The 26,842-nt window shown below is 45.1% G+C and carries 6 protein-coding genes and 4 pseudogenes; 5 read left to right on the top strand and 5 right to left on the bottom strand.

From position 1 onward, the window contains the following. Positions 1 to 218: 218 nt before the first annotated feature. Positions 219 to 943 (top strand): annotated as a pseudogene (locus A3712_RS03005) (LysR family transcriptional regulator); the annotation flags it as partial. Between the two features lie 139 nt (positions 944 to 1,082). Here the strand turns inward: A3712_RS03005 and tnaA are convergent. Then, positions 1,083 to 2,555, bottom strand: coding sequence for a tryptophanase (gene tnaA, locus A3712_RS03000; RefSeq protein WP_063522223.1), 1,473 nt, complete (start codon positions 2,553 to 2,555; stop codon positions 1,083 to 1,085). Positions 2,556 to 3,297: 742 nt separating this feature from the next. Further along, positions 3,298 to 3,603, bottom strand: a pseudogene (locus A3712_RS02995) (GTPase); the annotation flags it as partial. A 253-nt stretch (positions 3,604 to 3,856) separates the two neighbouring features. On the opposite strand from A3712_RS02995, the gene A3712_RS02990 reads away from it, so the two are divergent. The 4 genes and pseudogenes from A3712_RS02990 (at position 3,857) to A3712_RS02975 (ending at position 7,123) form a co-directional block, all read left to right on the top strand. After that, positions 3,857 to 4,351, top strand: a complete 495-nt coding sequence (locus A3712_RS02990) for a peptide-methionine (S)-S-oxide reductase (RefSeq protein WP_063522222.1) — start codon at positions 3,857 to 3,859, stop codon at positions 4,349 to 4,351. A 249-nt stretch (positions 4,352 to 4,600) separates the two neighbouring features. Next, a complete protein-coding gene (locus A3712_RS02985) occupies positions 4,601 to 5,212 on the top strand; it encodes a toxin-antitoxin system YwqK family antitoxin (RefSeq protein ID WP_063522221.1) in 612 nt (203 codons plus the stop codon). A gap of 310 nt (positions 5,213 to 5,522) precedes the next feature. Next, complete coding sequence (locus tag A3712_RS02980; protein WP_063522220.1) at positions 5,523 to 6,149, top strand: bifunctional 4-hydroxy-2-oxoglutarate aldolase/2-dehydro-3-deoxy-phosphogluconate aldolase; 627 nt, start codon at positions 5,523 to 5,525, stop codon at positions 6,147 to 6,149. A gap of 214 nt (positions 6,150 to 6,363) precedes the next feature. After that, a pseudogene (locus tag A3712_RS02975) lies at positions 6,364 to 7,123 on the top strand (transporter substrate-binding domain-containing protein). A gap of 86 nt (positions 7,124 to 7,209) precedes the next feature. Here A3712_RS02975 and A3712_RS02970 read toward each other — a convergent pair. From A3712_RS02970 to A3712_RS02960, 3 genes and pseudogenes are all read right to left on the bottom strand, one after another. Next, entirely contained in the window at positions 7,210 to 24,759 is a 17,550-nt protein-coding gene (locus A3712_RS02970; protein WP_063522219.1) for a retention module-containing protein, read from the bottom strand. A gap of 656 nt (positions 24,760 to 25,415) precedes the next feature. Beyond that, the gene (gene speB / locus A3712_RS02965) at positions 25,416 to 26,345 is read right to left on the bottom strand and encodes an agmatinase (RefSeq protein WP_063522218.1); all 930 of its coding nucleotides are present in this window, start codon (positions 26,343 to 26,345) and stop codon (positions 25,416 to 25,418) included. After that, positions 26,345 to 26,680 (bottom strand): annotated as a pseudogene (locus tag A3712_RS02960) (arginine decarboxylase); the annotation flags it as partial. The pseudogene A3712_RS02960 and the gene speB, both read right to left, overlap by 1 nt. Between the last annotated feature and the right edge of the window lie 162 nt (positions 26,681 to 26,842).

Raw genomic sequence — 26,842 nt, 5'->3', positions numbered from 1 at the left:
ACGAAACGATGAAAAGCACGATTTACCAAATGGAAAATCAAGGGATTAGCGATCTTCTGACGTTGTCCTGTCTTAGAAGTTGTGCATTGCCACTATAAAATTAGAGTCACATGATTTCTGACGGCTTAGCTCACAGAGATTACTGTCTATAAAAGGAATGATTTGGAGAGCCTGTAGACATCAACCTCGATATTCAAAATATCCTCGTCATCAAACGGATGTATGAGCTTCGTAGTGTTGGACTGGTAGCGGAGTCGCTAGGAAAAACTTCTGGAGCGATCAGTAAGAACCTTTCAAAGTTAAAAATTCAACTTAACGACCCTCTGTTTATTCAAACCAAACACGGCTCCGAACCCAGCCCTTTGTAGAAAACAACATCAGCAACTTCGAGCAGATACTGAGTAGCATCGAGGCCATCAAACACCAAGACTTCTCTCCGGATTCTTACAAAAGTGACATCAAGATCTACGCGAACACCCTATTTTGCGAACGTTTTGGTTCGAAACTCTACTTTGCTCTGAGTAAAGCAGCGCCGCACGCGAACTATTCGTTCGCAAGGTGGGGAAGTAACGCCAGAAACCAACTGATTGAGGGCGAAGAGGCGATAGCGGCGCACTACTTTGATGAAATCTTACCGCAGTCGATTTCTCAAATGGAGTTCGGAAAAGGAAAAGTGGTGTTCTTTGTAAGAGAGGACCACCCCGCAAAAAAATTTATGTCACTCGCTAACTATCCAATCATTCTTTTCAAAACACCAGGATGGAATGACAACAAGTACCCTATTCTTGAACGCCTCAGGAACATAGGTTTAGACGTCAACCCAAAGGTCTAAGTCGACCATCCAGCAATGATTCATGATGTGGTCACTAAGTCAGACGCTTTTGATATCACGCTCAGTGACAGCGTACCAGACGGCTGCCGTAGCATGGACCTCCCTGAAGAATAAGCAAGCCTAGACCGAATCAAATCATCTCAGGTGACCAATCGCAGTTGTCTCAACTCCAGAACTTCACACCAAAAAGAAAAGGCTCCAAAGGAGCCTTGAATTATGGTTCTGATGACTATTCGCTTATTTTATTATTTTAAAATGCTTCTTCGGGCGTTGGTTCACTCTTTTTTTCAGCCAGGTTCTCATGGATTTCCACCTCTTTCAAACGTGCAGTGAAGTGCCTTAGTACAGGTGGTTCGTAAACAAAATCGAGCCCTTTCACTTTGCTCGCGTTCTCTTTTACTTTTTCGAACGCTTCAATAATGAAGTCCATATGCGTTTGAGTGTAAGTCGCACGTGGAATGGTTAGGCGCAATAACTCAGCAGGACATGGGTGCTGCTCACCTGTTATAGGATCTCGCCCTTGCAGCAATGAACCAATCTCAACGGCTCGGATTCCCGCGACTTTGTATAGTTCACACGCTAAAGCATGAGCTGGGAACTGACCCGCCGGAATGTGTGGAAGCAATTTACCCGCATCAACAAACGCAGCATGGCCACCCGCTTGTTGGCACACAACACCAATCGCTTCCAAGCCATCAACCAGGTATTGCACCTGACCGATGCGGTACTCCAACCAATCTTGACGCATTCCGTCGTATAGCCCAACTGCAAGGCGCTCCATGGCCCCCCCCTCTAAGCCGCCATAAGTCGGGAAGCCCTCTTGAACGACACACAAGGTGCGACACTCTGTGTACACATCCATGAAGGAGCTATCTTTAAAACACAACAAACCACCCATTTGCACCATCGCATCTTTCTTAGCGGACATGGCTAAGCCGTCTGCATATTTGTAGGACTCACGAGTAATTTGCTCGATAGTCCAATCTTTATACCCCAGTTCTCGCTGCTGAATAAAGTAAGCATTTTCAGCGTAGCGAGCCGAATCCATGATGACGGGGATATCGTACTTCTGCGCGATTTTGTACACAGCTTTGAGGTTAGCGATAGAGACAGGCTGTCCACCAGACGAGTTACAGGTAATGGTACTCACAATGTAAGGGACATTGGCAGCACCCGCTTCTATGATCGCCTCTTCCAATTTGACGATATCGAAGTTGCCTTTGAAGTCGGCATTCACTGAGGTATCAAACGCTTCTTTGGTGTAAACGTTCTTCGCAACGCAGCAATTCACTTGCGTATGGCCCTGTGTTGTATCGAAAAAGTAATTCGACAAAGCGACCATTTTGCAGCGGTCTAGCCCCTTTTCCATCTCACGTTTTTTGATCAGCACCGGGATATAAATCTGCTCTGCACCACGTCCTTGGTGAGTCGGAATGGTTAGCTCATAGCCGAAGATATCTTTCACAGTATTCGACAGTGCGTAGTAACTACGACTGCCACTGTACGCTTCATCGCCCATTAGCATCGCCGCTTGCATACGTTGAGTAATTGAACCCGTGCCGCTGTCAGTCAACAGATCAATAAACACATCATCGCTATCGAGTAGAAATGGGTTCATACCCGCTTCGACGATGGCTTGCTCACGATAAGCGTAGGTAGTTCTTTTTACTGGTTCTACAACGCGAATACGAAACGGTTCAGGTAGATGTTTGAAGTTTTCCATAATAATACCTTTCAACGAACTCAGTATTCCCTAATGAAGAAATATTAAAAGAAGACCCTAAGTTCATTATTTTTAGATGTCACAGTTCATCACTAGTCATTTATTTATCTAACAATCGAATTCGTGATAATTACGATAAAAATTAATAGCGAGAAATAAATTATTGAATCAATTAATATATTGATTGTGATCCTATTTAAAACGACCAAGATATAAATAACGGTCAGCAAGAGATACAGTTAACGAACTGGTTGTTCCACTGCTTATCGCATATCTTAAAGACAAAATTAACAGGATTGGCAAAGCCCAAAGGCTCTGCTGGGCGTGTGACGCCAAGAATGTACTACTCTGAAGAAAGGTGAAACGAGAGCTGATGATCCAAGGTGTACCAAGCTAACAGGGTTAGCCAAGTTGTTGATTGCCATTTCAGATACATGTTCACAATATATCCCTACGTTGAAATCAAAGTGATCCGAAATTTCAATATAGTGCAATTATTTTATAAATAAAGAAGATTAAATCACAAATGTGATCAATATTTATAATCACAGCGCTGTTCTTTATTACCCTATATCACATTAAAATAACAGCGAATTAATACACTATTACACTAGTTCATTAATTTAATGATAATTTCAGGATTAAAGATTCAGAAATATAAAATAAATTGTTTTATCGCCATCTCTGCCAGCCTAGGCGTCGCGGCTTTAAATGCAGCCAGAGCAACCTTCTTACCCGCTTAACCAATTTCTTTTAGGTCTTCGTCGGGGCGATAATCCGCTTCACCTAAACCACGAGTATCAAGAAAGCGCATCACCGGTTTGTCTTGAGGGAACGCATACGACATTGCTGTCATGGTACACGGTGCAAATCCGTTGCCGACTTCCACCGAGGAATATCCCGTGACAGCTTGAATAAACGATGATTTACCTATACCCGTTTTACCGATCAGCCACAGGGTTGGCAAATGTTTTCGTTGATATTCGTGTGCCAGAGTCAGGTCAGGATTCTTGCTCGGATTGATGAAGTCTTTGACTTGTTCAAACATGATTAGCTTAACTCTCACTTGATGTTGAGGTTCGGGTTGGTGACAAATTGCAATGACCTATATAATCTCGATATCGCATTCAACTTACATTTGTTCATCTACGACGATTTGCAATGCTTAGGCGTTTGTTTTTATGAGCTTATTTTAGTACATGAGCGTCTTTCGCGTATTGATATAGGCTCCAATCTACTGTTACGTTTTAAGCGATAAATCAAAACCATCGAACAAAAACTCAGAGAGCCCAAAAAGAAGTATGGAAAAAATTTATTTAGCGGGTGGTTGCTTGTGGGGCGTACAGGAGTTCATTAAGTATTTGCCCGGCGTGGTAAGCACAGAAGCAGGTCGTGCTAATGGACGTTCTCAAATAAAGGATAACCAAAGCAAACCATGTGAATACGATGGCTACGCAGAGTGTGTACAAATTGAATTTGACCCAAACCTCACCTCAGTGACGGCGCTAGTGGGCCACCTTTTTGAGATCATTGACCCTTACAGCATCAACAAACAAGGTGTTGATGTAGGCGAAAAGTATCGCACTGGCGTGTACAGCACCGATGCCAAACACTTAGTTGAAGCGGAGCGCTATATCGCATCACGTGAAGACGCCGAGCGCATCGCTGTAGAGGTGTTGCCATTGACCCATTATGTTGCCAGCGACGATATCCACCAGCATCATTTGAGTCACTTCCCGGAAGATCATCACTTATGCCACATCCCTTGGGATCTTCTTCATAAATACAAATCATAGTGCAAAGCTCAACCTTGCGGCCTGTCTTAATCCACCATCTGTCTGGAACCTCTTCGTAACTCCGTAGATAAACTGAATCAGTTCCAGACTAGCCCCTACGTCAAAATTCACTTCAAAAAGTTCCGTTCACGTTGCCTTCAATAATGAAAACTTGAAACCCAGTAATAGATACTGACAGTAGTTACGAGAAGTGAAATGCTGTTAACACATTGGTTACACTTTCCTCCCGTCCAATAAAAAGGTGTCATTATGAAGAAATACATCCCAATATTGATTGCTCTTAGTACGATGTCCTCAATGAGTTACGCAGCGACTCCACGTGAAGATGCTGTAGACTATTTACAGATGCGTAAAGGCGTGGCTTATCAAGTAAACCACTCAAAACCCTTTACCGGTCAATTTGAAGAAAAGTTCGATAACGGTCAGATCGCTACTCAAGCTCAGTTTGCCGATGGTCTGGAGCTTGGCTTAGAAACCAATTGGTACCCAAATGGACAGATCGCTTCCAAAGTGAATTACGTCAAAGGTCAATTGCAAGGTAAAGCAGAAACTTGGTATCCAAATGGGCAGAAAAAAGCAGAGCTAAACTACAAAGACAACGAACTTTCGGGCGTCGCAACTCGATGGTATCCAAATGGCGAAAAGAGCCTCACTGCAGAGTACAGTGAAGGGCTAAAAGATGGCTTGGTGACCGACTACTACACGAATGGCAATAAAGCGACAGAAGCAAAATTCGATGATGGCGAAATAGCTAACGGCAAATTGACCCGCTGGAACCTCAACGGGGATAAAGTAGAAGAAGTTACCTTTAAAGATCACCAGGTCACGTCTAAACAAGTTTGGATGCCTACACAAAGCTAACTCCTGTCATTGTTAAGAGGATATAACAACGCTCACTGCGTTAGCGTATACAACTTAACCTGAAACCAACGAGCATTCGTTTGATAACTTTTGAATGCTCGTATTGCCTTCCTATTTCTTACTTTCACGTTTTATCTGCTCACACCAAATATCAGAACTTCGCTAAAACGATAAAACGTGACTTACCATACAAGACAGCGCACTCTCCTAGAAGCCGTGCCTGACCTACTCTTATAATTAAGTACTTTGTTTAATAATCAGGGGTTTGCTTCGTCTGAAGCAAACCCACCGCTATAGTGGGAACTAATTTATGACAACCTTGAATGAACAGTTAGCAAACTTGAAAGTAGTCCCTGTAATCGCTATCAACCGTGCTGAAGATGCCATCCCCTTAGGCGAGACACTAGTTGAAAACGGAATGCCATGTGCGGAGATCACTCTACGAACAGAATGTGCTATCGAAGCGATCTCAATCATGCGTAAAACGTATCCGGACATGTTGATCGGCGCGGGAACTGTACTGACTACAGAGCAAGTAGACGCATCTATGAATGCGGGTGTTGATTTCATCGTTAGCCCAGGTTTCAACCCTCGAACCGTGCAATACTGTATCGATAAGGGTGTTGCAATCGTGCCGGGAGTGAACAATCCAAGCCTTGTTGAACAAGCAATGGAAATGGGTCTTCGCACGCTGAAATTTTTCCCGGCTGAGCCCTCAGGTGGCACAGCAATGCTCAAAGCCTTAACGGCCGTATATCCGGTTAAGTTCATGCCTACTGGCGGTGTCAGCTTGAAAAATGTAGACGCGTACCTTTCTATTCCTTCTGTATTAGCATGTGGCGGTACTTGGATGGTGCCAACTAACCTTATCGACGAAGGTAAGTGGGGCGAGCTTGGTAAACTAGTGCGGGATGCTGTGGACCACGTTAACGCTTAGTCGGTTTTGGACTTTATGTTAAGCCCTTCAGTTGTGGGGCTTTTTATTTAAATTTTAAATCAGTTTCTAAACGGGCAAAACAACACATTTACGGATGACTCATCACAAAGAACTCACTTAAATCTAATCCTATTTCTACCATTTCTAATGGTTTGCTCTCTCTAAGATTGTTTCTGTTGCTTTGATTGCCACTACAAACACAACGATAATTACAATGACAAAAACATCACTATTGCTTGCTTCTATGGCACTTGCATTGTCCGGAGCAACACAAGCTGACAAACTCGAATAAAAAATCTGGTGCGCTGCGTGTTGGTACAACGGGCGACTACAAGCCATTTTCTTACTTCGATGGTAAAAGCTACTCCGGCTATGACATCGACGTCGCACAGCACATTGCTGAACAGCTAGGGAGAGAGTTACAGGTCGTTCGTACCACTTGGAAAGATCTCATTACGGATCTTAATAACGATAAATATGATATTGCGATGGGTGGTATCACGCGCAAAATGCAGCGCCAACTGAGTGCAGAGCAAACTCAAGGCTGTATAACCTTTGGTAAGTGTTTCTTAGTCGCTAAAGGCAAGGCAGAACAGTACAACATCATTGAGAAAGTAAACCTCTCTTCGGTACGTGTTGGCGTAAACATCGGTGGCACTAACTAGATGTTTGCAGATGCCAACTTGCAGAACGCAAGCTTCACACGCTAAGAGAACAATTTAGGTATGCCGCAAGCCGTTGCGGAAGGAAAAGTTGATGTGATGGTAACCGAAACCCCGGAAGGTCTATTCTACCAAGTGACCGACTAGCGCCTTGAAGCTGCTCGCTGTGAAACACCGTTTACCATCAGCCAGTTCGGTTATCTAATTCCTAAAGGTGAGCAACGTTTGTTGAACACTGTGAATTTCATTATGGATGAGATGAAACTGAAAGGCGTTGAAGAGGAGTTCCTGATTCACAACTCTCTTAAATAGTCTTCGAGATAAAAAATAGGCCAGCATTGCTGGCCTATTTCATTATATTAATCCGCGCTCACTATCGAGCTTATCAGAGCGAAAAACTATCCATGAGTAATCACATTCTGCTGCACGAGTGCATCCAGGATATCTGAAGGCATGGTGCCGCTTAACGTCAACTGAGGCGCGAGGTCTTCAACCACAATTACTTGCTCTGTTGTACCCAAGCCATCAGGGTTAATGGTTAACTCAACATCATTCCCTTCTAACTTGGCATCAACATGCTGAAGCAATGTCGCCATATTCACATTCGCGTCTTTCAGTTCAGGTAATACCTCACGTAGGTCAATCTGGTCACCCTCGGCTAAGTTGAAGTCAGTGATCGTGTCTTCGACACCATCCTCTATGTTCAGCCAAACAAACGAGTCCATACCATCACCACCGGTCAAGATATCCGAACCGCCGCCGCCAATGAGCGTATCGTTGCCATCACCACCGATAAGGGTGTCATCACCTGCTGCGCCTTCAAGTCGGTCATTGCCTGAGCCCGCAGTTAGATCCGTTGCATTAGCCCCAGCCAGTAACTGCACATCATCGGTCTCACCAGCCAAATTAATATCGACCGCATTCGACACAATGTGCACATTTAGGTCTATTGCTGCGGATGTGGCTGTATCGTTGTTATCTAGCTCTTCAGAAACCGCCTCAACTTTAAGCGTGTAGCTACCTGGTGTTTGAGAAAGCCCAACCACCTGCAAACTTTCAATTGCATCAGCGGTCGCCATCCATACCCCGCCACCGAGATTCGTTACGGAGCCAGCGTCACTGGTGATTTGAGCACCCGCAGGCACATCACTGATATGCAGCGTTAGCTCTTCTGTAACGTCTGTTAGAGCTGCGATAATGCCGACCAAAGGAACACCACTATTACTCACCGACTGGCTCGCAGTGATATTTCTTACGTAGTTAGAAGCCGGATCAATCGTTAGGCTTGGCGCGCTCGCTACTGGTGTCACCGCAATGTTATAAACAACAGGTGCAGTTTCAATGGCGATACCTGAAGGATTACCGCTGTCTTTGGCGGTGACCTCTAAGCCAATGTTGTTGGTTGGAGCCAAGCTTGCATCAAGGTAAACCCCATTCGGGCTGGTCGGTGTGTCAATCAAGGCATTCAGATCGCTCAGGGTCCCTACTAACGTTACCGAACTACTATTATCACCATTAACGGTCACACTAGTGCCAGCAGGTAGTGATACTGAAAGCGTTCCGTAATCAACGGTCAGCGTTACTGTCATCAAGTCATTAGCAAAGCTATCGACATAATCAGGGTCACTGACATTAATACCACTAAGCAGTTGTCCTGCATCTTCATCAATCAGCGTAGTAACACTGTCACCATCAACAACAGGAGTATCGTTCACACCTTGCACCACGGCAGTTATTTCAGCGGTATCTGTTAGGAAGTCATTAACGCCATTCGTCGTCCCGTCATCCTCTATCGTATAAGTAAACTTAACATCACCGTTGTATTCATCTGCTGCGGTAAATACCCAGTATGGGCCAGTAATCGTCGCATCATCCGCACCACCTACGTTTTCGAAGCGTTGTAGTGTGCCTTGACCTTGATCGAGCACTAGATTGATCACGGTAATCGTGTCGTTTTCTGGGTCTGTCGTCGCTGCTATCAAATCCTCTTGTTTGATGATCAACTGACCTTCTTCAAGGATGGTGCCTAAGTCAATATCCGACGCGACTGGCTGATCATTAACCTCGGTGACTTCAAGGCTAATTTCAGCACTGTCGGTTCGGAAATCATCTACGCCATTGGTTGTGCCATCATCGATAATGGAGTAATTGAATTTAACATCGCCGTTAAAATCGTTGTCAGCGACAAATAACCAGAATGGACCGGTAATCGCTGCGTTATCAGCGCCACCAGCATTTTCAAAACGCGTTAACTGACCTTGTCCCTGGGTCAGGGTGACACCTGTTACCGTGAGGTTGTGGTTTTCAGGGTCAGAACTTGCTGCAATTAAATCACCTTCAACAATGACTATCTGACCATCCTCAGCAATCGAGCCTAAATCAACGTCTGTCGCGATAGGCGCATCGTTTACTTCCGTCACCTTAATCGTGAAAGTCGTCTGATTAGTCTGTGCAGTGTTCGGGTCAGCTGGATCGATAAGACCATTGTTACCGCCGTCATCGAGCATTGCGTTGATTGTCACCAACCCATTCTGGTTGAGGTAGTTCTGGTCAGGATCCGGCTTGAAGGTCACCGCACCATTAGCCAACGCCGTATTGATGTCAGCTTCTTTACCCGTGATGACCAGTGAACCGTCAAGTTGCAATGCAAACGTCACATCTGGAGAGCTTGTAAACTCAAAGACGCCCTGTGCTCCTGGCAGTGTTTGGTCAATCTCCAACGTCAACGTATACGGTGCATCTGGGTTATCAAAGCTTGCGTCTACGTCGTAGATACTGAAATTATTAATCGCCACACCAGCTGAATCTTCTTGCGTTTCAATATTGGTAACGTTGACGAACGTTGGTTGATCGTTGATAGGATCAATCACTAAATCAACATCGAAGCTGGTTGGAGTACCCAGGTATTCGGTGTTGTCAGCATCAGTGTCCACAGAGCGAACCGTGATTTGCAATGGACCCGTAATACCCAACGCATTACCTGTATCGCTATTGTGTTGACCAGAGTTGAATACGATCTTATCAAGCGACTGAGCAGGCACATCCAGCGTCCAAATCTGTGTCACCGGATCGTAGCTCGCCAAAGTCGTGCCGTCTGGATAGTAGATAGAGGCATCTTGAGGTACACCAGCCACCTCTACACGAAGTGTCTCTGGCGCATTTTCGGTATATGTGCCGCTGCCTGTTGCAGATAGCTCTTTATCCAAAATAGTCGCATTGATTTCGATATCAATGTTTTGGCCTTCATTGCCAGAAACAGAGTCCGTTGGGTTGGTATCAACATCATCACCCACCGGCACCACATGCAGCTTAAAGCTTGGTAGGTTCGAGGCTGCAGTAGGCACGCCTAACAAGGATTCTTGAGTAAAGACAGCAACGCCAAATTCCGCCGTACCACTGAAGTTTTTAGGCGGTAGGATCGAAATCTCACTCAAATCAAATGACAACCCTGATGCTTGAGGAAGTTGAACACTCCACTCACCACCACCATTGTTCTTCACTGTATAAGCAGAGCCCGGATCTGCACTCATTAAGAAACCATCTGGTACACCAGTGAACTTAATCGAAACGAACTGCTCTGAGCCGTCTAGGTCAGTGAGCGCAATGGAGATAGGACCTGTTCCCGATAGAGAAATAGCTTGATCTTCATTGCCCGTGATCTCAATAACATCAGGATCACTACCCGGCCCTGTTACAAGCACATCATCTACCACAGGGACAACTTCAAAGCTAACACTGGTATTGAACGTATCAGTATCGTTTGCCGTACCTACTGGAGACGAGGCGTCATTGTAGGTAGCAGTATCGGTTATTGTTCCGCTGACATTAACTTGTACTTGATTGATGTCATTCCCCGTTGGGTAATTGGGAGCAGGACGGAACAATACATTGTCCAGAGCGCCGGCATTAATTTCCGCTTCATTGAAGGTCACGGACGTGCCAAGCGATACACCCGCGCTTGTGTAAAATGCACCGACACTTGTGTCATCCAAAGTCAGCGTAATAGATGTGAATTTTTCGTCACCACCCTCAACCCCACTGACTTGGTCAGTAATGGTTGTGCTGAAATCAAGCTGAATGTAAGTATCTTCGTAACCCACCGGGTCTTGTCCCGGTTGACCATCAGTATCGACAGGATTAAATGAATCATCGAGCGAACCAACAACCGTAACATCAATGTCTGGATTACCTTCAACGTCAGGAGCAACTTTAATAACGACATCGGTCACCAAGGTTTTCTCATCACCAGACAGTGTATCTTTGGTTACTATTGTGATTGGCAATCTGAAATCACCTGAGTAGTCCGCAGGTAGGTTGAGTAGCAAGCCTGAAAAATCCGTTAGAACGCCCTGATCGAGGGTTGTTTCAAATACATACTTCCCGTTTACGAAGTCAACATCACTGCCTCCTCCTAAACTGATTGGGAAAGTTACTCCTGGTGGGATGGTCACAGAGTCATCAATAATGATATTCACTTGGTCAGTTGAAGCGTCTTCACCAGAGAAGGTGATCAGACTATTTAGTGCCGTTCCCAAGTCTAACTGTGTATCCTCTGCAGCATCGACAACGCTATCTGGTGTCATCGTAATATCTGCAGCCACCTCGCTCCCGCCAACAAGCACTTCTGGGAATGACAAATTCACTTCACCTTCCCTTTGAACCGCAACTGATGACTCAGTTTCAGTGCCATCACCTCGGTCAATCACGGTACTATAGATGGTCATCTTGATGTCATTAAAATCGCCTGGAACTCCAGAAACTGGCGGAAACGTAAGGCCGTTTGGTGCACTAATACTAAACAGGTCTTCATTGGTTACCACCCAACGACCATTACCTTCATAAGCGGCACCCATTACAAGCAGCTGATTGAGGACAGCATCTGATAGCGCCGAGTTGTCCACATTAGTCAGTTGAATAACTAGCTGGTCAACCTCTTCGATAGCAGACGAAGCATCAGTTTCTTGGTATCGAATAACAAACTCATCCGTAACCGATGTATTATCACTGTTGGTTGTGAATTTAAGAGCACCAGTTAGAGCATCCGCGACCACTGTACTCAAATCTGTAAGACCTCCGACCTCATCGACCACAAGTTTGTTGCTCACATCTTCAGGCTCAACCACAGGTCGCACACGAACATCAATCGAACCTGTGATTGTCGCTGTTGCAATACCCTGACCTGGGTCAGTTATGTCAACATATTCATGATCGCGTTCTTCAATCATGACAACCGTATTAAGCGTAAAATCGGTGCTCGAATCTTGTTCCGGTACTATCTGAATAAAATTATTGTTCAGTGCTATCTGAGTGAACGCTTCTGGAGTCTGCCCAGTCTTAGGTGAAATGGTTAGCGTTCCGGCCACGGCATCGTAGTTCCAAATCACATCACCGTTTACAACCACACTTGCAACACCACTTGGAATACCACTGATGACGATTGAAGTGAAGTGCTCATCATCGTCAATGTAATCAGTGCCCTCTGGGTGCCAATCAATGTTGATCGCCGTATCTTCGTCCCCACGAGTCACCGTATTGTAGGTTGCAGAGGTATCAATCCTAGGCTCTACAAGTATACGAATTTCCTTATCAAAAGAGAGTGTATGGCCATCATTCTCAGTCACGACCACTTTACCCAAAATATTAATGTTCTCCGTAGATGAATCAACTGGCCTTATACGGATACCTGAAGTTACCCCAGCTTCCGTTATATTGGCTTCGTAAATAGGTTTAGATAAATCCGGACTTCCATTTGGACTAGTTGCATAACCGACAAAATTCAGATCAATCGTTGCTCCATCACCATCTTCAAGAACGACCCCCTCAGGAATGCCTGAAAGAATAACCGTTACAGCCTCTGAGCCGTCGTCAGGTAACGGTGTAGTGCCGCTATCTGGTCTTCTCTCACCCGACAATACGGTGAAATCAAGCTCAGCGAAGCTGTCACCATTTTGACTCTCTTGAATCGTAGTTTGGACACCGAATATCGAACTATCAGTAATTTCCGTCCATGCAGTACCGTTTGTACCACCGTAAGGGCTGTCCGCTACCCCTTTAACCTCAACGTTCACCGTTTTAGTTCCTAAGATTTCTTCATCGACCTGAGGCCCAGAAGAAAGGTTCGCGGTATCTTTAACAACACCCGTAACCTCAAACGTGAAATCTTCATTGCTGTGTTTAGCCGGAACGATCTCCACATTGGCTAAATCGGAATACGCCACTTCCTGATAATCGACACCGTTGATAGTAATTGTAGGAACCGGAGTAGTGGTTCCGAGGAAATAGAGCACCGCACCTTCGGTTATATTGCTGATGCGAACAAACAACTCTTCGGAGCCATCAGTGTCCACCGAGCCATTCATGGTGATCACTTCATCCAAGGTGAAGGCATCTTTGTTCGCCAGAGGACCTAGGTAGTCTGGATCATCAATATTGTCTTCATTAATACGAATTCGGTTAACGCTGAACGAGCCTGGGTCCGCATCGGCTGTCACATCAATGATGATGTTTTGCTCTACAGAGCGAGCGGTCGTTTTGTCTACCCCACCGTTAGCTGAATCATCGTATGGGTTGAGCGTCTCTTCGGTAATTGCCGTTGCTTTGAACTCAATTTGTCCAGAGAAGTTGTCGATTGGATTAACTACTGTGCTATTTATATCTGCGGCAGCAATCGTGTAGACCCCATTGACCGGCGTTAACACATTGCCATTTTGATCCAACAGCTCAAACTTCCCATCACCCTGAATCGCTTCAAGCTCATAAGTAATCGTCTCGGTAAGGCTGGTATCTTGAGACTCTGCATTCAGCTGAAGCGTCACATTGTCTTCATCCTCATTCACTTGATATTGATACGTACTATTCGCATCATCCCAAGTGGTAATATCCGCTACCGCTTCAATCTCAATTCTAAAGTTTGAATTTACTTTATGGTCAAGCATACCGTTGTTATCAATTTCGAGCTCGTAGTTGATTCGCACACCATTGTCATCTGAACCGTAGTTTTGGTCTGGAACAAAGAACAAGTTATCGATTGTCGCAATGATGTCTAATGGTTGGTTCGTGCTTGGAGCAAAGCTCTGCTGCATTTGAGGCGGACCAAACAAGATATCACCGTTTGGTTCAGCGACTAACTTGTGATACTCCACGCCATCAAAGTAATAGAACGTCCCTCTGTGATTACCACTTTGAATCGTCAGTTGCCCGATAGTCTCGTTGTTATCTTGGTCCTTCAAGTTAACCTGCAGCGCAATTTTTGCTGGTGCATCAGGCAAACCGCTCTGATTATCTTGAATATTCTCTAGGCTTGGAGCATCACCCGTTGCGTAAGGGATTGTCGAATCTCTACCCGCATCCTCAAAGGTAGTCACCTTGAGCGATACTGCTGATGACTCTTCATCCGTGATCGTGATGTTCAAAGGCGTTGATGACGTATCCAAATCACCGTCTGTTGCAATCACATTGATCGAGAAATCGATGGTGTCTCCATCATGATCAAGATAATTGGTCGCTCTAAACTCCACTTCACCGTTGGAATTTATGCGCAGTCTACCAAGCTCACGAGTATCGATACTGCCACTACCATCGTCGGTTTGTTCATACACTCGTACCTGCTGGACACCACTGTTCATATCAAAGCTGCTACTATATGGCCCATTGTTTCCTGTGCGGAACACGATGTCGGCGCCATTACTAGTAATACCCTCTATGCGAGTCAGCGCTGCATCATCCGCCCCCACATCCGTCGCATTGGCAAACATGTTAACTTTGGAGTTGCCATAACCTTGACCCTCAACTCGCGTGATCGATTGAGTGGTCACCAATGGAACATCATCAGTTACAGTAATAGTCAGACCGATCGCGTTCGATTTGTCTTGGTCAAAATCTTCAGCCACGACCGAGAAATCAAGAACTATGGTGTTTTCATTCGCGCCATCAGGATGCTTAAGTGGTTTAAACAGCTCAAATTGATAGCTGTTGTTTGAGGTATCAAAAATGATTTCAAACACAGGCTGATTGCTGGTTACCGTCTGTGCAACATAAGTGAAGGTTGTACCGCTTTGTGAAACAGGCAGCCACTCTAGGCTTTCTCCATCAGAAGTTAAGCCTGCAATCACTAAGTTTTCATCGACCAATTCGTACTTAACAACACCATCAGCGCCTTCATCAACGGTGAATAGTCCATTAATAATGGTATCTTCGGATTGATCCGAACCGATCCCAGCAAGATCATCTTCATCAACCACCGCCTCACCCGTTGGCGTACTCATTACTGGTACATCATCGAGCACTTCGATCGGCAATACATACTGATTAGAGTCATCTCCGTCACCATCAACCGCGACGACATCAAATGGAATCGTCAAGGTATTGGAATTTGGGCTTGTTGGATGGTTCAGAGGACCTAGCAACGTAAACGTATAAGAGCCATCATTCGCTAGCGCGAGCGTGAAGATAGGAGTTCCGCTTGTCGTCGTACCTTGATAAGTCGTTGTGTTCGCGGCTCCAGCGACTTCTGTAATAGAAATCGCTTCGGTTCCAGAGGTCAATGTCGCTTCAATGGCAGAGATATTACGCAGTTCGTAAACCTCTACTTGGTCGGCACCTTCTGTGGTAACAAATGCACCTGTTGCTTGAGAAACTATAGATCCAAGATCATCTTCATCAACCACAAATATGCTGGTCACTGTTGTGTCAGTAATGACAGGCATGTCATCAGTGATCGTAACAGTCAAAGGTTTCATCACAGAATCAGTATTGTCTTGGTCGACCGCGATCACTGGCAGAGTGAATACTTGATCGTTGTTGCCTTGTACAGGCAGATGATCGAGTTCTTCCAATAAAGTGAACGTGTATTCGCCCAGCACCAGACTACTAAAAGTGATGGTAAAGATATCTGTTTGCACACCTCCACTTTCAACGAAGCCAATATAGGTTCCGCTGGTGGCTGGATCTTCTTTGAGCTGAACCACTAAGCCATCCGATTTCAAGTCACCAGACGTGTTGAACTGAGTGGTATCAATACGGAAATGACTCACATCATCACTTCCCGCTGTGAAAGTAATGCTTTCAGTTTGGCTCACAGGTAAGCTCGGAGATGAGCCATCCACGAGACTCGCTTCTTCCAATGCAACCGTTGGTATCGTATCAATTACCGGTGGAGCACCGTCTGAAATGGTCAGTGTCACTGTCGAAGTAACAATATCGCCGTCTTTATCTTCTGATGTCACGGTAATCGTCTTAACGATATCACCACCAGAATGATTCAGATTTCGATTAGGCTCAAAGCGCACATCGCCTTCAAGCGTGATAAACAACGAACCTTCTGTAAATACGAACTCTTGCTCACCAGTATTGGTTTGCACCAGAGACTCTTCTGGCTGACTACCATAAGTAAATTTGGTTATGGTGGCGCCATCAGCACTTTGCGCAGGCATCACATCAAATGTCGTTGTGGTAGGCGTACCCGTGCTTGGCTCAGTGATGCTAAGAGCACCAGATTGCATCAATTGAACGTCATCACTGATGGTCACAGAAAGCGGTTTAGACGGTGAAATATCACCATCGGTATCTTGCGCATATACCGACAAGTCAAAGCTGAGGTCGTTGTTTCCTAATCCGTCGACATGATCCAAACGCTCTAACAAAGTAAACGTGTACTCACTCGGGTTAGTGTTATCAAATTCTAGGGTGAAGATAACTTTCTCAACACCCGAGCCATCCGTTGTGAATGCTATGTAGTCACCTGAACCCGCAGGCTCTTCACGCAAGCTCAATTCAAGGCCATCAGACTTCAATACACCGCTGGTATTAAACAGCCCTACTTCGACGACAATCTTCTCGATATCATCACTGCTTGCAAGTGAAGTAATGGTCTGAGTCACGCTGACTGGGCTGCCACTCGGCGTTGAACCATCAGCAAGTAAGCTTTCAGACAAGCTAACACTCGGAACGACATTCAACGTTGGTCCATCACCATCAACGATAGTGAGTGTGACCGTTGAAGAAGAAATATCCTTATCAAAATCAGATGAAGTAAATTCAATCAGCTTAACTATGTCGCCTGTAGAGTGGTCAAGATTACGATTTGGTTCAAACCTTATATCACCATCCAAGGTGACAAACAGCGAGCCTTCAGTGAAAACAAATTCCTGCTCACCGCTAATGCTTTGATCCAAAGTAATCGCAGAGCCACCGTCATAGGTGAACTGTGTAATGGTTGCCCCATCAGCACTTGGCGTAGGCAAGACATCAACTGTCGAGGTAGTTGGTGTGCCAGTATTTGGCTCTGTGATGGTTAACGTGCCATCTTGCATTTGTTGGAGGTCATCTTGAATGGTGACAACAACATCATGCTTGACTGAGTCATCACCATCAGTATCAACCGCATAAACAGGCAAGTTGAAATTAAGGTCGTTATTAAGCGCGCCATCAAGGTGATCGAGAGCCTCAATCAGCGTGAAGGTGAACTGACCTTTATTGACACTATCAAAATCAATGGTGAATACATTGGTTACGTTACCGGCCCCGTCATCAGTAAACCCGATGTAGTCGCCAGGTGAAGCAGGATCTTCTTTTAGCTGAACAATAAGACCATTTGATTTCAGAACATCACCTAGGTTGAATTCGTTGGTCGCGATTCTAAAGTGGCTTAAGTCATCACTCCCCACGGTGTAGGTAATGGTTTGTGTTGAACTCACCGCAGAACCACTCGGCGTTGAGCCACCTGCTAGGTTCACTTCCGATAAGTTCACGCTCGGAACAACATCGATGACCGGATCAATCCCATCTTGGATCGTTAATGTGACATCCGCGGTATCAGTATCGTTATCAAAGTCGCTGGTCGTTACAACGATCGTTCTAACAATATCACCCGCTGAATGATCCAGGTTTCGATTTGGCTCAAAACGAACTTCGCCTTCAATCGTAATGTACAGTAAACCATCGGTTACGGTAAACACCTGCTCTGTCGATACATTCGGGTCCAAGGTGACAGCAGTACCACCATCGTAAATAAATTGGGTGACCTTTGCGCCGTCAGCACTTTGAGTCGGCATAACATCAATGGTTGGCGTAGTTGGAGTACCTGCAACGAGATCAGCCAGTGAAGGCTCAACAATGTTCAATGACCCGTCTTGTACACCTTGTACATCATCGGTAATGGTCACTGTCATTGGTGACATCGCAGACTCATCACCATCGGTATCCAAAGCTATAACAGGTACATCGAAGTTTAAGGTGTTGTTCTGCAAGCCATCCGCATGGTCCAACGCTTCAAGCAACGTAAACGTGTATTGCCCTAAATTTGTGGTTGAGAAACTGATCGTGAATACGTTGGTTTCTACGTTAGCACCGTCTTTCACAAAGCCAATGTAGTTACCAGAGTTCGCTGGCTGCTCTTTAATCTCAACCTCTAAGCCATTCGACTTCAAAGCCCCCGAAGTATTGAACTGAGCAGGGTCAATTCTGAAATGACTCACATCATCACTGCCTTCGGTATAGGTAATCACTTGAGTCATCGATACTGGATTGCCTATTGGTGCAGAACCATCAGCCAGATCGACTTCAGAAAGACTCACGCCAGGGATGACGTTGATAATTGGCACATCGCCATCCGTAATAATTAGCGTGACTGTTGAAGTCACCAAATCACTATCAAAGTCACTTGAACTGACCACTATCGACTTAACGATATCCCCGCCCGAGTGATTAAGATCGCGGTTCGGTTCAAAGCGAACATCGCCTTGCAGCGTGATATAGAGTGAGCCTTCAGCAACCACAAACTTTTGCTCACCCGCATTACTCTGGTCAAGCGTAAACACTGTGCCATCGTAATTGATTTGGGTAATAGTTGTGCCATCAGCCCCTTCTTGATCAAGAACATTGACGGTCGTTGTTGTCGGCGTACCCGCGGCTAAGTCAGCCACTGTCGGCTCTTCAATGCTGAGAGCACCATCCACCATGACTTGAATATCATCGGTAATCGTTACAGCCAGAGGCGACATCAGAGAGTCATCGCCATCACTATCGACCGCATACACAGGCAGGTTGAATGTTAGGTCGTTATCACCTTGAATTGGTGTATGGTCAATCGCTTCTAAAAGCGTAAAGGTGTATTCACCTAAGGTCGTGCTGCTAAATACAAGTGTGAAGACTGTGGTTTCTACATTTGAAGTGTCCGTGGTGAAGCCAATGTAGTTACCCGAGCCCGTTGGTTCTTCTCGGATCTCAATTACTAAGCCATCAGACTTCAGAGTAGCGCCAGTATTAAACTCACTCCGCTCTAAGCGGAATTTTACAACATCATCACTTTGGTTGGTAAAAGTGATGGTTTCTGTTTGGCTAACCGCACTACCACTTGGTGACGAACCATCAGCCAGATCCGCTTCTTCAAGTGCCACACTCGGAACAGCATCGATAGTCGGGTTATCGCCATCGGTTATCGTCAGAGTAACGGTTGCAGTGACCGGATCGTTATCAAAGTCATTGGATGTCACGACTATCGACTTAACAATGTCTTCGCTCGCGGAATGGTCTAAGTTACGGTTGGGCTCGAAGCGCATCTCACCTTGAAGAGTGATGTACAACTCACCTTCTGTGAAACTGAATTGCTGTTCGCCTGTGATGCTCTGATCCAACGTTTTAACGATGCTACCAAAAGAAAACTCAGTAACCGTTGCACCATCAGCACTTTGGTTTGGCATTACATCAATGGTATTGGTTGTTACCGTGCCATCTGCCAAATTCGGCTCAACGATATCTAGCGTGCCATCTTGCATGATTTGAACATCATCGCCGATGGTTACATTCAGTTGAGACACCAAAGAGTCATCGCCATCGCTGTCGACCGCATAGACCGGAAGATCAAAGCTCAGATCATTGTTTGCTAGACCATCTGCATGGTCTAACGCTTCCAATAAAGTAAAGGTGTATTCACCAAGAGTCGTGGTCGAGAAGCTAACCGTGAATACGGGAATTTCAGTATTTGAGCCATCAGTAATGAAGCCGATATAAGTGTCCGGATTCGCTGAATCCTCTTTTATCTCAACAGCAAAACCATTCGATTTCAGTGCGCCGCCGACATTGAACTCTGTAGGTTCAATACGGAAACGGGCCACATCATCACTTTGATTAGTAAAAGTGATCGTCTCAGTTTGACTTACAGCACCGCTACTTGGCGCTGAGCCATCAGCAAGATTGGTTTCAGACAGAGTAACACTTGGCACCGTATCAATGGTCGGGATATCACCATCGGTAATCGTCAGGGTGACTGTCGAGGTCACGGTATCTTTATCGAAGTCACTTGAGGTGACCTCGATCTGTTTAACGATATCTCCGATAGTATGGTCGAGATTACGGTTCGGCTCGAAGCGAACGTCACCTTGAATAGTGATATACAGTGAACCTTCAGCAACTACGAACTTCTGCTCGCTAGTATTATTCTGGTCAAGCGTTAATACAGCCCCGCCATCATAAGTAAATTGCGTGATGGTCGCGCCGTCTGCCCCTTCTTGATCAAATACATTAACGGTAGTTGTCGTAGGTGTGCCCGCAGCCAAATCAGCAACTGTTGGCTCGACAATATTTAGATCTCCATCTTGCATGATTTGAACATCATCACCGATGGTCACATTCAACTGTGACACCAATGAATCATCGCCGTCGGTATCTACCGCATAAACAGGAAGGTTGAAGCTAAGAACGTTATTAGCTAAACCATCCACATGATCTAACGCTTCCAATAACGAGAAAGTATATTGGCCAAGGGTAGTACTAGAGAAACTGATCGTGAACACGTTGGTTTCAACGTTCGAGCCATCAGTCACAAAACCGATATAACCACCTGGTGTGCTTGGGTCTGCTTTTAGCTCCACCACCAGCCCATTTGATTTGAGCGCCCCACCAACATTGAATTCTGTCGGTTCAATACGGAAACTCGCCACATCATCACTTTGATTGGTAAAGGTAATCGTCTCTGTTTGACTGACTGCAGCACCGCTTGGCGTAGAACCATCACTCAAATTAGTTTCAGATAAAGTAACGCTTGGTACATTGTCGATCGTTGGAATATCACCATCAGTAATAGTCAACGTGACTGTAGCAGTAACAACATCACTATCTGAGTCGCTTGAAGTGACGACTATCGACTTAACGATGTCTCCACTTGTATGGTCGAGATTACGGTGTGGTTCAAAGCGCACATTACCTTGCAGCGTGATGTAAAGCGAACCTTCAGCAACCACAAACTTCTGCTCCCCAGTATTGCTCTGGTCAAGCGTAAACACTGTGCCGTTGTCATAATTGATTTGAGTGATGGTCGTGCCGTCTGCCCCTTCTTGATCAAGAACATTCACGGTCGTAGTTGTCGGCGTACCCGCTGCTAAATCAGCGACAGTCGGCTCTTCAATCGTAAACGCGCCATCGACCATGACTTGGATATCATCGGTGATCGTCACAGCAAGTGGCGACATTAGAGAATCATCGCCATCGGTATCAACCGCGTACACTGGCAAGTTAAACGTTAGGTCGTTATTACCTTGAATTGGTGTGTGATCAATCGCTTCTAAAAGCGTAAAGGTGTACTCACCTAATGTCGTGCTGCTAAATGCAAGTGTGAAGACTGTGGTCTCGACATTTGAAGTGTCTGTGGTGAAGCCTATGTAGTTACCCGAACCCGCAGGTTCTTCTCGAATCTCAATCACCAAGCCATCAGATTTCAGAGTACCGCCAGTATTAAACTCACTCGGCTCCAAACGGAACTTTGCAACATCATCACTTTGGTTGGTAAAAGTGATGGTTTCTGTTTGGCTAACCGCACTGCCACTTGGTGATGAGCCATCAGCGAGATCCGCTTCTTTAAGTAAGACGCTCGGTACCGCATCGATTGTCGGGTTATCACCGTCAGTGATGGTCAGAGTAACCGTTGATGTTACTGGATCTTTATCGAAATCACTTGAGGTGACCTCTATCAACTTCACGATGTCTTCACTCAAGGAGTGGTCTAGATTACGGTTTGGTTCAAATCGCACCTCACCTTGCAGCGTGATAAACAGCTCACCCTCTGTGAAGCTGAATTGCTGTTCCCCCGTGTCATTTTGGTCAAGCGTTCGAAGTTGACCGTCATAGGTGAACTGAGTAATCGTCGCGCCATCAGCACTTTGGTTTGGCATCACATCAATGGTGTTAGTGGTCACCGTGCCATCAGCTAGATTAGGCTCAACAATATCTAATGTGCCATCTTGCATGATTTGAACATCATCACCGATGGTCACATTCAGTTGAGACACCAATGAATCGTCACCATCACTGTCTACCGCATAAACAGGCAGATCAAAGCTCAGATCGTTATTATCTAAACCATCCACATGGTCTAATGCTTCAAGCAGAGTAAAGGTGTACTCACCTAGTGTGCTCGTAGAGAAGGCTATCGTGAACACTGGAACTTCAATATTTGAACCATCGGTAATAAAACCAATGTAAGTACCCGGATTAGCCGAATCTTCTTTTATCTCGACCACAAAACCATTCGATTTCAGTGCACCGCCGACATTGAACTCAGTAGGCTCAATGCGGAAATTCGCTACATCATCACTACCAGAAGTAAAGGTGATCGTGTTGGTTGCGCTTACAGCACTTCCACTTGGTGAAGAGCCATCAGCAAGATTGGTTTCAGATAAAGTAACAGGTGGAATCAGATTGATTGCCGGGTTTTGACCATCGGTAATACTTAACTCAAGCGTTGATGTATCAGTGTCGCCATCACCGTCCTCGGCAAAGAATGAAAACTGTTTGATGATAGTTTCGCTACTTGCATGATCGATATCACGAGCAACTTCAAAACTGAAATCACCGTTTAGCGAGATAGTGACCACACCCTCAGTAAAACTGAAAGTTTGTGGGGTATCAGGCAGTAAGCTTTGATCTAGTGAATAATCAACACCATCGTAGTTGAATGATTGAATTGTCGAACCATCCGCACCTTCGAAATTAAACAGGTTATATGACACAACAGTATCGCCAGCTAGAGTCGGCTCGGTAACAGATTCAACCTCATCAACCAGTTCAACGACATCATCTTTAACGTTGATAAAAATCTGGGCGGCTTCTGGAGTACTTGAACCACTGGATAACGCCGACCTATCGCCATCTGCATCTACCGCATAGATAGGCAGTGCAAAGGTTAAAAGCGAGTCTTCAGCGTCTTGATGCGATAGTTCTTCATAAAGGTTAAATTCATAGCTACCCAAAGATGGGCTATCAATTTTCACATCAAAAACCGTAATTCTTGCGCCATTAACCTCAACATAGCCTTCGTACGTTCGCACACCATTGGTTTCATCAACCAGCTCGAGTAACACAACCTCACCGTTAGATATCAGTGTGCCAGCGGTATTAAACTCTGCAGGTTCAAGTTCATGATGATCGATAATGTCACTATCAAAAATTTCAGAGGTGACACTGCCACTTCCTGATACGCTTGCCGTCCACTCTTGAGAACCGCCAACAATGCCAGCTTCATCAACATCGATACTGTCGACATTGGTAATGACTGGTTTATCGCCATCAGAAATAGCGAGGTTGATGGTATTGGTTACGACATCTTGGTCAAAATCGGTAACCGTGATTGGCAAAGAGAAAGAAAGTGAATCAGTGCCGCCTTGCTCTATTGGTCTAAACTGCTCAAATCGATAGGTACCGTCAGTATCTAAACTAACGGTTAAAATAACGTCGCTACTACCTTGGATTGACAGTGTGATGGTACTTCCATCAGCAGACAAAGATGCAACGGTCGCCTGATTATCACTTAGCACACCATCAAATTGAGCAAGTGCGCTAGAGTCAAAAACAGCTGACTGTAGGTTATCACTACCAATATTTGAAAACGTGCCTTCAGATGCAGCACTGCTTGTTTCAACATTATCGATAGACACGCTTTCGGCAGACGGATCTACCCCATCAAGGACGGTTACTTGCGCATTAATTGGTGTGACGAGCTGATTACCTGCGGTGTCTTGGCCCTGTATGTCAAAAGCAATGTTGATTTGGTCGCCCGTAAAGGATACCTGTCCGCCACCAATCGACGGAGCATGATCTATCGGTTGAAAAACACTTGTGGTCAGCGATAATTCAATGTCATTTCCGATACTTACGGCATCAATATCGATGCGCAGCACTTCATCTGTACCTTGAACACCAATAATCGAATTAGAGGCTGAATCATACGTAAAGGTAACCGGTTGGCCATTAGAGGTAATGTCGCTATTGAGTTCACTAAGGAGCGAGGCGAGAGAAAGAGTTTCTGGAGCAAAAAAATCTGGGTCAAGCGCTAAACTACCCGCAACAAAGGTATCAGTAACCGTCACCGATTGAGGGTAGGTATTTCCAGAAATGGACCCTTCGGTCAGTATTTCTGCGATGGATTGACCACCCGATGAGAGCGTAATCGATCTAAGCTCTTCCCTATCTTCATCAACAGATTGATCTTCTAGGCCTGAAGTTTCAAAAAAGGTCGAAGGACGAGTTTCTAAATAGTTGTAATCAATGGTGACAAAGCCTGCGTTTGCAGAACCTAGACTGCCACCAGCTGCGGTAGCTTCTAAAATTTGAGTTGGATCGGCACCACCTAAAATGGCTTCTTGAATAGCCGCAAGATCATCATCAGTGAATGAATCATCAGCAACTTGCGCCAAATCGATATTCACCTCTCCGGCGATAGGCGCATCTGCCCAAGCCAAGTCTTGATCGACACAACCAACACAATTACCTTCAACCTCAACAGGGCCACTAGGCTGGCCTATTAGGAGTTCAGCATCATGCGCGGTAATAACAATCTCATTTTCACGGATGATATCGCCAACCGAAACTTTTTTGGCACTGCCGTCAGGCTTAACTATAACCACATCTCCGCTGGTAGCTTCGACTACCACAGTCTGACGCGAAACTTCGATATCCATATATCCCCCGATGTCACAAACCGCTTCTAAAGAGCGGTGAACATTGTTTATAAAAGCAATCTCAGATTTTCAGTAACTTATATCTCGCTCTTCGGAATACATTCAAACGGTTCATCGAAGAGGTACAAAAAGAGAATAAATTTCACCTGTTTTTTTATAGTTTACTTACCTTTAAGCCTAGTCTTCCCCATAAAAAATGCCATATCTGCGGGAGTAGACCTCTTCTTGCAAACTTCTCTATTTTCCAAGGATTTCCGGAACACTAGTTAAAAGTTAGTAGGGTGCTGATTTGTATGCAAATAAACTCACATATAATTACACCTCTCAATTTCATAAATTTATACCGTAATAAAGTTAACAAATCATTAGCGAAAATAAGGCATTAATTGAAGTGAGCTATGTATCAACAACTAAACAGCAACTATTCCCAACTTTGAGACAACACGCAGACTATCGCCCCCGGAAGACCACCAAAATACAATAAAATAAGTTGCATAGTGGATATTTGGCAGAAGATTAACCAACCTCTACCGCAAGCGTTGTCACCTTTACGATAGCTCAGTCAGTCAAGCGGCAGAAAAACAAAAAAGCCCACAAAGTAAAACATGGTGGGCTTTTAAATCAGATAGCAATGCTATGCTTACAACAACGACATTTTATGATTTAGCTAGACGATTCGCCGTCCAAACATAAAGCAGCTCAAGTGCAATCGTAGCACCCGCTAACGCTGTGATGTCACTTTGGTCATACGCTGGAGACACTTCTACAACGTCCATACCAACCATATTGATACCCTGTAAACCACGGATGATTTTCAGCACTTTATCGGAGTTCAAACCACCGCAAACTGGCGTGCCAGTACCCGGTGCAAAAGCAGGGTCAAGACAGTCGATATCAAACGTCAGATACACCGGCTTATCACCAACAATATCTTTCACTTGAGAAATGATCTCGTCCACACTCATGTCATTGGCTTGCATAGCATTAATGACGTTGAAGCCATGACCTTCTTGTTTGTACTCTGTACGAATCCCGATCTGCACCGAATATTCTGGCGAGATAAGACCTTCGTTCGGTGCATGGTAGAACATAGTGCCGTGGTCGTAACGGCTACCTTGGTTGTAGGTGTCAGTATGTGCGTCGAAGTGAATCAATGCCATCTCACCGTACTTCTTACCATACGCTCGCAGTAAAGGCTGTGCAATGAAGTGATCTCCACCTAAACCTAACAGAGTTTTACCACTATTTAGAATCGCGTCAGCTGCTGCTTCCAAACGCTGAGTTAGGTCTTCTGCGTCACCGCAATCAAACACAAGGTCGCCAGCATCAATCACTGAGGTATGTTCAAATACATTGAAGTCCCATGGGAATTTCTTACCTTCCCACGTCAAGTTTACCGATGCACGACGAATCGCATCAGGACCCATGCGCGCGCCCGGACGACCAGAAGTCGCAATATCTAGCGGCGCACCTAATACAACCACATCAGCATCGTTGTCGATTGGATTTTGCACCAAAGGACGACGCATAAATGTCATCGCATTGGAGTACAGCGAGTAATCTGGTTTCGTAAATAGATCGTTCATTAAAAATCCTCAAGATAGGTGTAACCCATCAAGCCTTTCTCTAACTCTTCAAGTACGCTTTGCTGCTCTTGCGCTGGTACTTTCGCCGTGACCAATTCTTTGTAGTTCTGACGAATTAGGTCCATGTCAATGTGAACGTAACGCATCATGTCTTCTACTGTGTCACCTTCGTTGATGTAATCAATGTTCGCTTCTCCGCTTTCATCAACATTTACCACAACACTGTGCGTATCACCAAATAGGTTATGCATATCGCCCAAAATCTCTTGGTACGCCCTTACGAGGAAGAAGCCCATTGGGTATGGTTCATCTGGGTTTCAAGCTGGCACTGGCAATAAAACGTTCGAACACGATTTGTTGGCTGCATTAACCGATATTATTAAGAGCGAGTCCAACCATTGATATTTGTGGTTACGATTACGTTTTTTATCGACGGATCGACTTAAAGTGACAACTAAGGAATTACAAGGTTTTAGGGCAAAAAACAGGCTGAAGTG

This window comes from Vibrio sp. HI00D65, assembly GCF_001635455.1.
Lineage (GTDB): Bacteria > Pseudomonadota > Gammaproteobacteria > Enterobacterales > Vibrionaceae > Vibrio.
This window is presented reverse-complemented; position numbering and strand designations above follow the sequence as displayed.